Raw genomic sequence first — 14,162 nt, 5'->3', positions numbered from 1 at the left:
TCAGCCTTTCGTGCCGTTTTCGCCGGTTGAAGGTTCGGCCATGGCCACGGCGATCTTCCGGGGGCCGGTGAACGGTTCACGGCCGTGCGAGGAGAGCATGTTGTCGACCATCAGTACGTCGCCGAGCTGCCAGTCGAAGCGCCGGGACGCGGCCCGGTAGCACTCCCGCAGGTGGGCCACGACGTCGTCGGGGATGGTGCCGCCGTCGCCGTAGTAGGTGTTGGTCGGCAAGTCTTCCTCGGCGAGCATCGCGCGCAACCCGGCGCAGACGTCCTCGGCCAGCGTGGTCACGTGGAAGAACGTGAGATGGTTGAACCACACGGCCTCACCCGTGACCGGGTGCCGGTGCACGGCCTGGCGCCGGGCCCTGGTGCGCAATCCGTTCCGGTCGAGCCATTCGGTCTCGACACCGTTGCGCGCGCAGTAGGCCGTGACCTCGTCGCGGTCGGTGGTGTTGAACGTCTGCTGCCACGGCAACCCGAACGAGTCGGTGAAGTTCCGCGTCACCATCCAGCCCCTGGCCTCGAACTCCGCCCGCACGGCGGGATCGATCGACGCCAGGATCCGCCGGGTGTCGGCGAGCGGTGTCGCGCCGAGGGTGTCCGGCGGCCGCACACAGTAGAAGAACAGGCTCAGCGGCCACGCCGCCTGGTAGGAGTTCTCGTTGTGCAGGAAGATCTCCTCGGCTTCCGGATAGTCCGTCGAGGTGTACACCTGCCCTTTGATCGTGCTGCGGGGCGAGGACCGCTCCTGGTAGGTCAGCGGCGGGCCAGCCAGCGTCCGGACGGCGGTGTCGAACCCGTCGACGTCGTCGATGTCGAACCCGCGCAGCAACACCGCGCCGTGTTCGAGCAGCCGATCCCTGATCGCGGTGCGACGGTCCGGTAGCGAGGCGGTGTCCTTGGCCTCGCCCTGGCCGGGAGTCACCACGAAGGGCAGGGCGCGCTCCTGTCCGGACGAATCGTTTGCCGAGGAGACGGACGGTACAGCGGTCATGTCCGCCATCGTGTCCGTTCGGCCCGTGCCCCAGAAGAGAATGACGGGTAACGCGGATTCCGCCGCCGTGCCGGAGGTTCTGCGTGTTCTTCTCTGCACCCGCGCACGCCCTCGCGGGCAGGCTCGGCCCACCGGTGAACCGACAACCGGGTGCGCCAGTGACTTCAGGAGAGACACCCATGCGCGAGGAGCAGACCGACCAGCGTGCTTACCTGGTCGTGGTCAACGACGAGGAGCAGTACTCGATCTGGCCGTCAGACCGTGACGTGCCGGCGGGTTGGCGCGCCGAGGGGACACGGGGCGGACGCGAGGAGTGTCTCGCCCACATCGAAACGGTGTGGACCGACATGCGGCCACTGAGCCTGCGGCGGCAACTCGATCCGACAGCGGGCTGAGCCGGCGAATCCATGGACCTGACTGAGGATGAACCGGCGGGCGTGCTCGCCACGATCGGCGCGACGCCGCTGGTCGAACTGACCAGGCTCTACCCTGCGGCGGGGTTCCGGCTCTTCGCCAAACTGGAGGGCCACAATCCCGGCGGCAGCAGCAAGGACCGCGCGGCGCTGTCGATGCTGTCCGGCGAGATCAGGGCGGGGCGGCTCGTCGCGGGGCGTTCGGTGGTGGTCGAGTCCAGCTCGGGCAACCTGGGGATCGGGATGGCCCAGGTGTGCCGGTACCACGGGATCCGCTTCATCTGCGTGGTGGATCCCCGGACCAGCAAGCAGAATCTCGCGATCATGCGCGCGCTGGGCGCGGAGATCGAAATGATCGAGCACGCCGATCCGGTCACCGGCGACTACCTGCCCGTCCGCCTCCGCCGCATTCGCGAGCTGACCGAGCGTCTCGAACACGCCTACTGGCCGAACCAGTACGCCAACCCGGGCAACCCTGCCGCGCACCGGAACACCATGCGCGAGATCGTCGGGCAGGTGCCGGGCGACCTCGACTTCCTGTTCTGCGCCACCAGTTCCTGCGGGACCCTGCGCGGCTGTGCCGAGTACGCGCGGGCCAACGACCTGCCGGTGACGATCGTGGCGGTCGACGCCGCGGGCAGCGCCATCTTCGCCGACACCCCCGGCCCGCGGCTGATCCCGGGACACGGCGCGGCCGTCCGCCCCGGTCATCACGCGGACGACCTGGCCGACCTGGTCGTGCACGTCGCCGATGTGGACAGCGTGCGCGGTTGCCGTCGGCTCGCCGCCCGCGAAGCGATCCTCGCGGGCGGCTCGTCCGGCGCGGTGGTCGCGGCCGTGCACAGCGTGCGAGACCTCGTGCCGCGCGGCGCCAACTGCGCGATCGTCCTGCCCGATCGGGGCGAGCGGTACCTCGACACGATCTACGACGACGACTGGGTCACGACGCACTTCGGCGGTGTCCCGTCGGACGAACCAGAGCGGGTCCTGACGCGTTATTGAGGGCGTCGATGTCCGTGAAGGGGGCCTTGAGGGACCCAGAGTCCCTCAAGGAGGCCTTCACGGACATCGCGGCGTGAAGGGGGCCTTCACAACGCTGCTAACGCTTCGTCGGCGTCGGCAGGGGAGTGTCCACCAGCGTCGGCGCCGACCGGACCGCCGGGCTGATCACGGTCGTCAGGGCGAGCGCCCCCATCCAGAGGGTGAACAGCCACACCGTCGTGGTGGCGCCGACCTTGCTCAGCAGGACACCGCCGATCAGCGAGCCGAGCGGCACGGCCCCGAAGGCGATCATGCCGGCGGCGGCGAGCACCCGGCCCCGGATGTGGTCCGGGGTGATGTCGAGCTGGTAGGCCGAGATCGCCACGTTCCACAGTGGACCGACGAACGCCATCGCCGCGAACACCGTGCCGAGCAGAAGCGGGGCCTGCACCAGCGCCAGCAGCGGGACCAGCAGCAGCCAGACCCAGTTCGCCCCGATCACGACCGTCTTCAGCGACAGCCGTTTGGCCGCCGCGGGCGCGAGCAGTGAGCCGAGCACGCCGCCGACCGCGATGATGCCGAGCATGACACCGATGATCGACGGCGAGGCACCATGGTCGTTCGCGATCACGATCACGGCCAGGAACAGCGCCTGGAACACCAGGTTGCTGCCGGCGATCAGGAACGTGGTCGTCCGGAGGAACGGCTGCCGCCACAACCAGACGGCGCCCTCCGTGAACTCGGCTCCCTTCGACCGCCGGTCGGTGGTGTCGCGCTGGACCTGGAAGTCCTTGCGGATCAGCCCGAGGGTCACCACCGAAACCAGGTAGCTGACGACGTCGAACACGAACGGCGCCGAGCGACTGAGGCCGAACAGCATCCCGCCGAGCGGTTTGCCCAGCATGGCCGCACCCCGGCGGCGGGCCTCGTTGTGGGCCAGTGCCTGCGCGACCTGTGACGCGTCGACCACGTTGGGCACGGCGGCCGCGGCGGCCAAGCGGTAACACACCGCGAAGGTGCCTTCGAGGAAGCCGACCACGAGGATGTGCGGCAGGGTCAGCCGTCCGAACAGCAGAGCCGCCACGACGGTGCTCAGCGCCAGGGCGCACAGGAGATCGCAGTAGATCATCGTCCGCTTGCGATCGAACCGGTCGACCAGTGCGCCCGCGGGCATCTGGAAGAGCAATTGTGGCAGCAGGGAGACGAATCCGGTGAGGCCGGCGTCGGCCGCCGAACCGGTCAGGGCGAGTACCAGCAGCGGGTAGGCCACGTTGGACACGTTCGAGCCCAGGATCGATACCGCCGATCCGGTCCACAGCAGAACGAAGTCGCGGTTTCGGTGCAACGGCGGCGCCTGGGCATCCATGCTCCCGATGCTCGCGGCCACCGGCGTGCGCGCACAGGGAAGGATCGGTACTCCGGCGCGCGATCGGCTGCGTGAACGCGCGCCACCTTCACCCTGCCGTATACCCGCGCGTTCCGGGCATCCTCGACCGATCAGGGACAGGAAGGCGGCTCATGGACACCCGAGGCAACCCCCGCGCCGAACTGCTGCGACGACGGCTGCGAGGTGCCGGCACCCCGGAGACGGGCGGCGGGATCGTCCCGGTGCCCCGGGACAGGCCGCTGCCGTTGTCGTTCGCGCAGCGCGGGTTGTGGTTGCTCGACCAGACCAGGCCGGGCGGCGCCGACTACCTGATGCCGGTGCGGCTGCGACTGCGCGGCGAGGTGGACGTCCCGGCGCTGCGCCGGGCCCTGGACGAGGTCGTCGCCAGACACGAGGTGCTGCGTACCCGATACCTGGCCGACGGTCCCGGCGGCGAGCCCGTGCAGGTGGTCGACGAGCCGGGCCCGGTGCCGTTCGAACGGCACGACCTCGCGGACCGGCCGGAGTCACTCGACGAGGTACTGGCCGGCGCCGGTGCCCGCCCGCTCGATCTGTCCGGAGAATGGGCGCTGCGGGCCTTGCTGGTCCGGGTGTCCGATGTGGACCATGTGCTCCTCCTGTCCGTGCACCACATCGCGTCGGACGGGCTGTCCGAGACGATCATACTGTCCGAATTGGACAGACTGTACGGCGCGTTCGCCGCCGGACGCCCGTCTCCGCTCGAACCGCTCGCCGTGCAGTACGGCGACTTCGCCGTCTGGCAGCGTGATCGCCTCGCCGGCGGCCGTCTCACCGAGAAGATCGAGTACTGGCGCAAGCAACTGGACGGGATCACCCCGCTCGAACTCCCGGCCGATCGGCCGCGGGGCCCGGTGCGCGACAGCGCGGGCGCCACCGTGCCGGTCTCCGTACCCGGTCCGCTGGCCGAGGCCCTGGCCCGCCTCGGCCGGGAACACGGCGCGACGCCGTACATGGTGCTGCTCGCGGCGTTCCAGGTGCTGCTCGGCCGCTACAGCGGACAGACCGACGTGGTCGTGGGCAGCCCGGTCGCCGGTCGAGAGCAGGACCGGACCGAGGGCCTGGTCGGGATGTTCGTGAACATGATCGCCCAGCGTGCCGACCTGTCCGCGGACCTGTCGTTCACGGAATTCCTGTCGCGGGTGCGCGCGACCGCGCTCGACGCCTACACCCATCAGGACACGCCTTTCGATCTGGTGGTCGACGAGCTCGTGGGGGAGCGTGACCCGTCCCGCACGCCGCTCTTCCAGGTGGTGTTCCAACTCGGTGACGAAGGCGGGCCGCAGCGGCTGCCCGGACTCGGCGCCGAACCGGAATCCCCGGGCTGGGACGTGGCGAAATACGATCTGGACCTCACCCTCTCCACCCGGCCGGACGGTTCGATCACCGGGCTCCTGGGGTATGCCACGGCCCTGTTCGACGCCGCGACCGCGAGCCGGATGTCCGGTCACTTCGTGCGCCTGCTGGAGAGCATCGCGGCCGAGCCGACAAGCCGTGTCCACGGGCTCGCCATGCTGACCGATGACGAGCGCGAAGGGTTGCTGGCCGCCGGGAACGGCCCGGATCTGACCTTCCCCGCCGACGAGAGCCTGACCGAGGTGTTCGCGGCCCGGCTCGCCGAGGATCCGGCGGCCATCGCCGCGACCTGTGGCGGCGAGCAGCTGACCTACGCCGAGCTCGACACGCGGGCCAACCGGCTCGCCCACCGGCTTCGTTCGCTCGGCGCGGCGCCGGGACGGCTGGTCGGCGTCTCCCTCGACCGGGGGCTCGACCTCGTGGTCGCCCTGCTGGGCGTGCTGAAATCCGGCGCGGGCTACGTCCCGCTCGATCCGGCCCTGCCCGATGGCCGTCTCGCGATGATGCGCGCCGACTCCGAGGTCGGCATCGTGGTCAGCCGAGGCGAACTGGCCGGATGGCTCGCGGAAGAGCCGGTCACCGCGGTGCTGCTCGACGAGCCCGGCCCCGAGTGGCCGGAGACGGACCCGGAGCCCTTGGCCGGGCCTGGCGACGTGGCGTACGTGATCTACACGTCCGGATCCACCGGACGACCGAAAGGCGTCCCGGTCACGCACGCGAACGTCCTGCGGCTGCTGCGGTCCAGCGCCGCCGAGTTCGGCTTCGGCCCCTCCGACGTCTGGACCCTGTTCCACTCCTACGCTTTCGACTTCTCGGTGTGGGAGCTGTGGGGCGCGTTGCTGCACGGCGGGCGTGTCGTCGTCGTGCCGTTCGAGATCTCCCGGTCGCCGTGGGACTTCCTCGACCTGCTGATCACCGAGGGCGTCACCGTGCTGAACCAGACCCCGTCGGCCTTCCGGCGGCTGGTCGACGCGGTCGCCGAGGCGGAGACCCGGCCGGAGTCGCTGGCGCTGCGTGCCGTGGTGTTCGGTGGCGAGGCCCTCGACGTGGCCGACGTCGCGCCGTGGTTCTCCCGCTTCGGCGACGAGCGGCCCGCCCTGGTCAACATGTACGGGATCACCGAGACGACGGTGCACGTGACCTACCGCAGGTTGCGGGCCGAGGACACCTCGGCGGGTTTGCGCAGCCCCCTCGGCAGGCCGCTGCCCGATCTGCGCGTGTACCTGCTCGACGGCAACCTCGACCCGGTGCCGGTCGGGGTGCCCGGCGAGCTCTACGTGTCCGGGCCGGGCCTCGCGCTCGGCTATCTCGGCCATCCGGCACTGACGGCGGACCGGTTCGGTCCCGATCCGTACGCGCCGCGTCCGGGCGCCCGGATGTACCGCACCGGCGACCTCGCCCGCCGCACCGCCGACGGTGAGCTGGAGTTCGCGGGCCGGGCCGACGACCAGGTGAAGATCCGTGGCCACCGGATCGAGCCGGGCGAGGTCGAGTCGGCCCTCGCGGGCCACGCGTCGGTGTCCCGCGCCGTGGTGCTCGCCCGCCGCCGTCCGGGCGAAGCGGAACAACGCCTCGTCGCCTACGCCGTACCGGTCGCGGGCCATCGGCTCGCCGCGGCGGACCTGCGTGACCATCTGATCCGGCTGCTTCCTTCCTACATGGTGCCCGCGGCGTTCGTACCGCTGGACCGTTTCCCCTTGACCTCCAACGGAAAGATCGACCGGGCCGCGCTGCCAGAACCGGCCGTGGACCACGCCACACCCGCCGGGCCCGTCGCTCCCCGCGATCCGGCCGAACGGGCCATGGCCGAAGTGTGGGGTACCGCACTCGGTGTCGGCTCGGTCGGTGTGCACGACAACTTCTTCGCACTGGGCGGTGACTCGATCCGGGCGATCCGGGTGGTGGGCCTGCTGCGCAAGCGCGGCCTCCCGGTGACCGTTCAGGATCTGCTGCTGCATCAGACCGTCGAGAGCCTGACTCGGTTCACCGGCACGGCCGCCGGTCCGGTGGAGGACCGGCGGGTCGCCCCGTTCGAGCTGCTCGGGGACGCCGACCGGAGGGCGCTGCCGGAGGACCTCGCCGACGCCTATCCGATGTCCATGGGCCAGACCGCGATGGTCTACGAAATGGTGGCCGACAAGGAAGTCAGCCTCTACCACAACATCACGCTGTTCCCGATCGTCGACGACGCCCCGTTCTCGCTGTCCGCGCTGCGGGAAGCGGCGGCGCTGCTGGTGCGGCGGCACGAGATCCTGCGCACCAGCTTCGATCTGACCACCTACCGGACACCCACGCAGCTCGTGCACCGGACCGCCCCGATGGACGTCGACCACGACGACCTGCGCGGCATCCCCGAGACACGGGCGGACGAGATCCTCGCGGCGTTCGTCACCGACACCCGCCGCAGCCCCCTCGACGTCACGACCGCGCCGCTGGTGCGCTTCCATGTGCACCAGACCGACGAGCGCCGCTGGACGCTGTCGTTCATCGAATGCCACGCCGTCCTCGACGGCTGGAGTCACCACTCCCTGCTCGAAGAGCTCCTGGACACCTACCGCAGCCTCCGGGACGGGCTCACACCGACGTTCCCCGAGCAGGCGCCGGTGCGGTTCGCCGACTTCATCGCGCACGAGAAACGCTCGCTTGAGTCCACTGTGGACAGAGAGTTCTGGCGCGATCGGCTGGACCGCTACGACCCGGTCACCCTGCCGCCCGGGTGGGCCGCGGCGCCGAGCGCGGACGGTCTGCCCCATCAGGTCAGCGTGCGCTACGCCGATCTGGAACCCCGGTTGCGGGCGCTGGCCGCCGCGGCGGGCGCCTCGCTGAAGACCGTGCTGTTCGCCGCGCACCTCAAGGTGCTGAGCACGATCAGCGGGTCGAACCGGTTCCACACCGGTCTGGTGCACAACGGCAGGCTGGAGGAACCCGGCGGCGAACTCGCCAGGGGCATGCACCTCAACCCGCTCCCGGTGTGCGTCGACCTGACCGCGAAGACCTGGACCGGGCTGGTCCGGCAGGTGTTCGCCGAGGAGGTGGCGGTCTGGCCGCACCGGCGGTTCCCGCTCGGCGAGCTGCAGCGGCACTGGGGCGCCGGCCGTCCGCTGGTGGACATCTCGTTCGCCTACCTGGACTTCCACGTCTTCGACACCCAGCGGGTGGAGACGGCGAAGATCGTGGACGAGAGCTACAACGGGTTCGGCGTGGACGTTTGGAGCTTCCCCGGCGTCCTGCACTTCCGTGCTCAGGCTGACCGGATCTCCCCGGACCACGTGGACGCCCTCGCCCCGATGTACCGGCGGGTGCTCGAAGCGATGGCCGCCGATCCGGACGGCGAAGTCCGCGGCGCCGCGATCGCGCCTGCCGAGATCGACCGGCTGATGGAGTTCGCGGACGGCTCGGTGGCCAAGTATCCGGACGCCTGTGTGCACGAGCTGTTCGAACGCCAGGTCGCCCGTACGCCGGACGCGAGCGCGCTTCGTTGCGCGGACGGGACCACGGTCACCTACGCCGCACTCAACGCTCGCGCCAACAAGCTGGCGCGACATCTGCGTGAGCAGGGCGCGGGCCCGGAAGCTGTCGTCGGCGTGCTGCTGCGCCGCGGTCCGGAGCTGGTCACCACGCTGCTGGCGGTCCTCAAGTCCGGTGCGGCCTATCTGCCGCTCGACCCGGGTCACCCGGCGAAGCGGCTGGCCACGGTCCTGAGCGAGGCGGACGTGACCACGGTGGTCACCGAAACCGCTCTGGCCGACCGGGTGCCTGACACCGCGAAGGTCCTGGTCGGCGACCCGGCCATCGGCACCCACCCTGACGATGATCTGGGCCGGACCGCGAGGCCGTCGACACTCGCGTACGTCATCTACACGTCCGGTTCGACGGGGACTCCGAAGGGAGTCATGGTCGAGCACCGCAACCTGGTCAACTACCTGTGCTGGCGGGCAGGCTCGGCGGGCTCACCGCTGTACTCCTCGATGGCCTTCGACCTGCCGGTGACCTCGCTGTTCCCGGCGCTGCTGTCCGGCGGAACGGTCACCCTCACCCCCGACGACGGCACACCGGCGATCGAGGCGCTGGTCTCGGCGCTGTCCAAAGGCGGCTTCGACCTGGTCAAGCTCACGCCGTCGCATCTGGTGGCGCTCAACCAGATGCTGCCCGCCGAGGCGTTCGCCGGCGCGGCGTCCCGGCTCGTCGTGGGCGGCGAGGAACTGACCAGGGACATGCTCACCGCTTGGACCGGGAACGCCCCGGACACCCTTGTGGACAACGAATACGGACCGACCGAGGCCACCGTCGGCTGCACGTCGCAGGTGAGCAGGGCCGGTGACCTCGACGCGGGGCCGGTGCCGATCGGCAGGCCCGGACCCAACACCGTGCTGCGCGTACTGGACGCCGACCTCGAACCGGTTCCGGTCGGCGTGCTCGGCGAGCTGTACATCGGCGGCGCCCAGCTCGCCCGCGGCTACCGCGGCCGCCCCGGCCTGACCGCGGACCGGTTCGTGCCGGACCCGTACGCCGACGGACGGCGGCTGTACCGCACCGGAGACCTGGCCCGATACCGGCTCGACGGCGTGCTGGAGTTCGCCGGGCGGGCGGACGACCAGGTGAAGATCCGCGGGTACCGCGTCGAGCTGGGCGAAGTGGAGGCGGTGCTGCGAGCACACGCCGAGCTGCGCGACGTCGCCGTGCGCGCCCGCCGGACCGCCCGCGGCGACCAAGAACTGGTCGCGTACCTCGTACCCGCCCGTGACGGGCTCGATCCGGCCACGCTGCCCGGCATGCTGGCCGGGGCCGTGCCGGACTACCTGATCCCGTCCGCGTGGGTGGTGCTGGCCGAGCTGCCCACCACCCCCAGCGGCAAACTCGACACCAAGGCCCTGCCCGAACCGACGGCCACCGCCCGGGCCGCGATGGCTCCGCGCACCGCGGTGGAGAACATCATCGCCACCGCGCTGGCCAAGGGCCTGGGCATCGACCAGGTGGGGGTCGACGTCCCGTTCAGCGATCTGGGCCTGCACTCGCTGCTGATCATCCGCGTGCTGGTCGAACTCCGCGAAGAGCACGGCCTGCCGGTCGAGCTGCGGGACTTCTACGAGCACCGCACGGTGATCGACCTCGCCGCGGCGGTGGACCCGGCCAGTAAGGGCGGCTTCCCTCCCACCGAGGCCGCGGCGATGGAAACGGCCGACAGCTGGGCGAAGCAGGCCATCGTCTGGCTGCGGCGTACAGGGTCGAAGCCGCCGCTGTTCTGCATGTACCCGGGTGGAGGCCTCTGGTACGTGCGGCTGGCCGAGCACATCAGCGCCGACCGCCCGGTGGCCGCGCTGGAATGGCCCGGCCTGCACCGGGACACGCCGTCGCCGCAGAGCATCGCGAGCGTGGCCGCCCTGTTCGTGGAGCAGATCCGCGCGGTGTATCCGGAGGGGCCGTATCACCTGCTCGGCTGGTGCGGCGGGGGACTGGTCACCGGCGAGATGGCCCGCATCCTGCATCGCGACGGCGACCGGCTCACGCTGATGCTCCTCGATCCGGCACAGGACTTCTACAAGCGGGAGAACATGTGGGAGGAGACCGCCATGTTCGTCCGCGGCGAGAAGCTCCTGGAAGAGCTGAACTCCACGACCGATCCCGACGAGCTCGCCGAGATCCACCGCCAGTTCGCGGAGGTGCTCGACTACATCATCGACGAGGGCACCAAGGAACCACCGGTGCCCGGTGACCCGTTCTGGCCACGCCGGATCCGGGTGTGGCGAGAGCTCACCCAGGCGATGCTCGGCTATCGCCAGCGCCCGTATCCGGGCCGGACCCACCTGCTGGTGGGCGACGAGCTGGCCGACGGCCTGCACGAGACGAACTTCGGGCAGAGCTACGCGCAGTACCGGGACCGCTGGGTCAAGCTGGCCCCGGGCGGGCTCAAGGTCCACCGTGTCGGCGGCGACCACATGGGCGTGCTGCGCCCACCGCATGTGTCGGGCTTGGCCGGATTGCTGACCACGCTGATGGAGGCCACGGAGGAGACGTCGTCGTGAACGCGCACCTGTCCACGCAGTCACCGGCCGAAAGCCCCACGCTCGCGGGGATCGACCTCGAACGGGCCACCATCCCGGAACTGCGGAGCGCGATGGACTCCGGCTCGCTGACCTCGGTGGACCTCACGGCGTTCTATCTCGACCGCATCCGCCTGCTCGACCCGCGACTGCACTCGGTCATCACGACCAACCCGGACGCGCTGAGGCTCGCGGAGGCGAGTGACGACCGCCGGCGTGCGGGCCGGGCTCGGGGTCTCCTGGACGGCATCCCAGTGCTGCTCAAGGACAACATCGACACCGCGGACCGGCAGCGGACGACGGCGGGCTCGTTCGCGCTGGCCGGATCCCGGCCAGCTGCCGACGCCCATCTGGTCAAGCGGCTGCGCGAGGCCGGAGCGGTGATCCTCGGCAAGACGAACCTGTCGGAGTGGGCGAACTTCCGGGATCGTCGCTCGTCCAGTGGCTGGAGCGCCGTCGGCGGGCAGAGCGCCAACCCGTACGTCCTCGACCGCAACACCTGCGGCTCGTCGAGCGGCTCCAGCGCGGCGGTCGCCGCGAACCTGGCCACCGTCGCGGTCGGCACGGAGACCAACGGCTCGATCGTCTGCGCGGCGGGCGCGAACGGCGTCGTCGGCGTCAAACCGAGCATCGGCCTGGTGAGCCGCCACGGCCTGGTGCCGATCTCCGGGGTGCAGGACAGCGCGGGACCGCTGGCCCGCACCGTGACGGACGCGGCCGTCCTGCTCGGCGTCCTCAACGGCCTGGACGCCGGTGACCCGGCCACGGACGGCGGCCCGGCCCGGACAGACTACCTGCGTTTCCTGGAACCGGACGCGTTGCGAGGCAAGAGGATCGGCTTCTGGGACGCCACCGGCGGCACCAGCCCGGACACCGTGGCGGTGTTCACCCGTGCCGTCGAGCAGCTGGCGTCCCTGGGCGCGACCACGGTCGAAGTGACGATCCCCGGGCTGGACGTGGTGGGCCGCTCCGAACTGCCGTCGATGCTGTACGAGTTCAAACACGGCATCAACGAGTACCTGGCGGCGACCCCCGGCGACCATCCCGCGGACCTGGCGGGACTGATCGAGTTCAACAAGTCCAACGCGGACGCCGAGATGGGCCATTTCGGACAGGAGCTGTTCGAAGAAGCCCAGGCCACGAGCGGTGACCTGACCGATCCGGAGTACCTGCGCCTGCGCGCGGAGGCGACCGGGGCGGCGCGGCGCGGGCTCGACGACACGCTCCGCGCACACCGCCTGGACGCGATCGTGGCGCCGACGAACGGACCGGCGTGGAAGACCACGCTGGGCAAGGGCGACGCCTACCCGTTCGGCTCGTCCACACCCGCCGCCGTGTCCGGCTACGCGAACGTGACCGTCCCCATGGGGTTCGTCGGTCCGCTTCCGGTCGGGCTGTCGATCATGGCCGGCCGGTACAGCGAGCCGACGATCCTCGCACTCGCGTACGCGTTCGAGCAGGCCACCCGCGTGCGACGGCCGCCGCGGTTCCTGCCGACCAGCTGACCGGCCCGGCGGTCAGATCAGCCCGGCACGGACCGCGTGCGCGACCGCGTGGGCCCGGTTGCGGACCTGAAGCCGCGCCATCAGCTCGTAGATGACGTTCTTCACGGTGTGCTCCGAACAGGACAGCTTCCGCGCGATGTCGGCGTTGCCGTGCCCGTCCGCCATCAACGTGAGCACCGTGAGCTGCCGTTCGGTCAAGGGTGCGACCGGGTGGACACCGATGGGAAGGGACAGTTCGGCGCCACCGCTGAGCAGCCGCACCAGCAGCCCGTAAGGCAGCCGGCTTTCCCCGTGCATGGCCGAGTGCACGGCGGCGCTGAACTGGGCCGGTGTCGTTTCGGGAGTCTGCAACAGGATCCGCGCCCCCGCCCGGAAGGCGCGAAGCACACCGCCCGGGTTGAGCGTGTCCGCCGCGACGATCAACCGATCCCCGGCCGCGCGGAGAGTGGCGGGACAGGCGGTCAACGCCTCGTCGATCGTGCCGCCGGCGGCCACCACCACGGTGTCCGCCGCGGCCGCGACGAGGATTCCCGCCTGCCGCAGCTTCGCGGCCACGGCTTCCCGGACCATCGCGCCCGCCGCGTAGACCTGCACACTGATCACAGCAGCCTGGCCCGTAACGCGTAGGCGACGGCGTGCGCCCGGTTGCGCAGCCTGAACCGCTGCGTGATGTCGTGCACGACGGCCGTCACGGTGCGCGCCGAATAGGACAGCCGCCGGGCGATCTCGTCGGTCTCGTAGCCCTCGGCGACGAGACGCAGCACCGCGTGTTCGCGTTCGTTCAGCCCGCCGCGTGCCCACGCCTGCGGCGCGGCGGGCGTCTGGTTCTCCATGCCCTGTTCGAGCACCCGGTCGATCAGGTCCGGTGGCATGGTGCAGTCGCCGACGACGGCGGCGAGCACGGCCCGGGAAAGCCGGCTCGCGCTGGCCTCCCGGCGGCGCAGCAGACCGTGCGCACCCGCAGCGATCGCGTGCAGCGCCTCACCGGGCGACAGTTCGGTGGCCAGCAGGACGATCTCGGGCCGATGCGGTTGGTTCCGGATGGAGTGCACCACGTCGAGGACCTTGTCGTCCACGAGGTCGACGACCACGACCGTGGCGTCCGATTCCTCACCGTTCGTCACCACGGTGAGGTCCGGGCTGCCGTTGAGTGTGCAGCCGATACCCGCTTCGAGTACCGGATCCGCCGCGTCCACACTCACCCTTGCGGGCTCACCCATCCTTTTCCCCTTCCCCACACAACCGCCGTCCATTTTCATCGGGTGGCAGGCCGGTTGTCTTCCTCACTAAGCATGAAATCGAGATTTTCCGCGATGCGTCATTGCTCACTTCGCGTGAATTTCACCGTAGTCACGGCGGCGTTCGGAGACGCAGGGACAAACGCGCAGCCGGTGCCCACCCGGATGCTGCCGCTCTTTCCCTGCCGTGCCAACACCTCCGACACCAGGCTGAAGCGAGCACACCT

The 14,162-nt window shown here is 70.4% G+C and carries 8 protein-coding genes; 4 read left to right on the top strand and 4 right to left on the bottom strand.

Features of this window, described 5'->3' with window-relative positions; translation table 11 throughout:
- A complete protein-coding gene (locus AB0N89_RS01340) occupies positions 1 to 996 on the bottom strand; it encodes a TauD/TfdA family dioxygenase (protein ID WP_364198958.1) in 996 nt (331 codons plus the stop codon).
- 179 nt (positions 997 to 1,175) lie between these two features.
- On the opposite strand from AB0N89_RS01340, the gene AB0N89_RS01335 reads away from it, so the two are divergent.
- Both AB0N89_RS01335 and sbnA read left to right on the top strand, forming a co-directional pair.
- Entirely contained in the window at positions 1,176 to 1,391 is a 216-nt protein-coding gene (locus AB0N89_RS01335) for an MbtH family NRPS accessory protein (protein WP_364198956.1), read from the top strand.
- 12 nt (positions 1,392 to 1,403) lie between these two features.
- Entirely contained in the window at positions 1,404 to 2,411 is a 1,008-nt protein-coding gene (sbnA, locus tag AB0N89_RS01330) for a 2,3-diaminopropionate biosynthesis protein SbnA (protein ID WP_364198954.1), read from the top strand.
- 97 nt (positions 2,412 to 2,508) lie between these two features.
- Here sbnA and AB0N89_RS01325 read toward each other — a convergent pair whose 3' ends face one another.
- A complete protein-coding gene (locus tag AB0N89_RS01325) occupies positions 2,509 to 3,756 on the bottom strand; it encodes an MFS transporter (protein WP_364198952.1) in 1,248 nt (415 codons plus the stop codon).
- A gap of 152 nt (positions 3,757 to 3,908) precedes the next feature.
- Between AB0N89_RS01325 and AB0N89_RS01320 the strand changes: the two genes are divergently transcribed.
- Positions 3,909 to 11,174 (top strand): amino acid adenylation domain-containing protein, encoded by a 7,266-nt coding sequence (locus tag AB0N89_RS01320; RefSeq protein ID WP_364198950.1) that lies wholly within the window; start codon positions 3,909 to 3,911, stop codon positions 11,172 to 11,174.
- The gene (locus AB0N89_RS01315; protein ID WP_364198948.1) at positions 11,171 to 12,697 is read left to right on the top strand and encodes an amidase; all 1,527 of its coding nucleotides are present in this window, start codon (positions 11,171 to 11,173) and stop codon (positions 12,695 to 12,697) included. Before AB0N89_RS01320 ends, AB0N89_RS01315 begins: the two co-directional genes overlap by 4 nt.
- Before the next feature lie 12 nt (positions 12,698 to 12,709).
- Here AB0N89_RS01315 and AB0N89_RS01310 read toward each other — a convergent pair whose 3' ends face one another.
- Both AB0N89_RS01310 and AB0N89_RS01305 read right to left on the bottom strand, forming a co-directional pair.
- Complete coding sequence (locus tag AB0N89_RS01310; RefSeq protein WP_364198946.1) at positions 12,710 to 13,300, bottom strand: LuxR C-terminal-related transcriptional regulator; 591 nt, start codon at positions 13,298 to 13,300, stop codon at positions 12,710 to 12,712.
- Positions 13,297 to 13,917 carry a response regulator transcription factor gene (locus tag AB0N89_RS01305; protein ID WP_364198944.1) on the bottom strand — a complete coding sequence of 207 codons (621 nt, stop codon included), beginning with the start codon at positions 13,915 to 13,917 and terminating at the stop codon, positions 13,297 to 13,299. The genes AB0N89_RS01310 and AB0N89_RS01305 overlap by 4 nt, the downstream gene beginning before the upstream one ends.
- Positions 13,918 to 14,162: the final 245 nt, after the last annotated feature.

Source organism: Amycolatopsis sp. NPDC089917 (assembly GCF_040684635.1).
Classification (GTDB): Bacteria; Actinomycetota; Actinomycetes; order Mycobacteriales; family Pseudonocardiaceae; genus Amycolatopsis.
Note: the sequence above shows the minus strand (reverse complement) of the source record. Positions and strands in the feature narration are given on the sequence as shown.

Coding starts and splice junctions, on each gene's coding strand:
- AB0N89_RS01340 (WP_364198958.1), bottom strand. CDS start 996: ATGACCGCTGTACCGTCCGTCTCCTCGGCAAACGATTCGTCCGGACAG.
- AB0N89_RS01335 (WP_364198956.1), top strand. CDS start 1,176: ATGCGCGAGGAGCAGACCGACCAGCGTGCTTACCTGGTCGTGGTCAAC.
- sbnA (WP_364198954.1), top strand. CDS start 1,404: ATGGACCTGACTGAGGATGAACCGGCGGGCGTGCTCGCCACGATCGGC.
- AB0N89_RS01325 (WP_364198952.1), bottom strand. CDS start 3,756: ATGGATGCCCAGGCGCCGCCGTTGCACCGAAACCGCGACTTCGTTCTG.
- AB0N89_RS01320 (WP_364198950.1), top strand. CDS start 3,909: ATGGACACCCGAGGCAACCCCCGCGCCGAACTGCTGCGACGACGGCTG.
- AB0N89_RS01305 (WP_364198944.1), bottom strand. CDS start 13,917: ATGGGTGAGCCCGCAAGGGTGAGTGTGGACGCGGCGGATCCGGTACTC.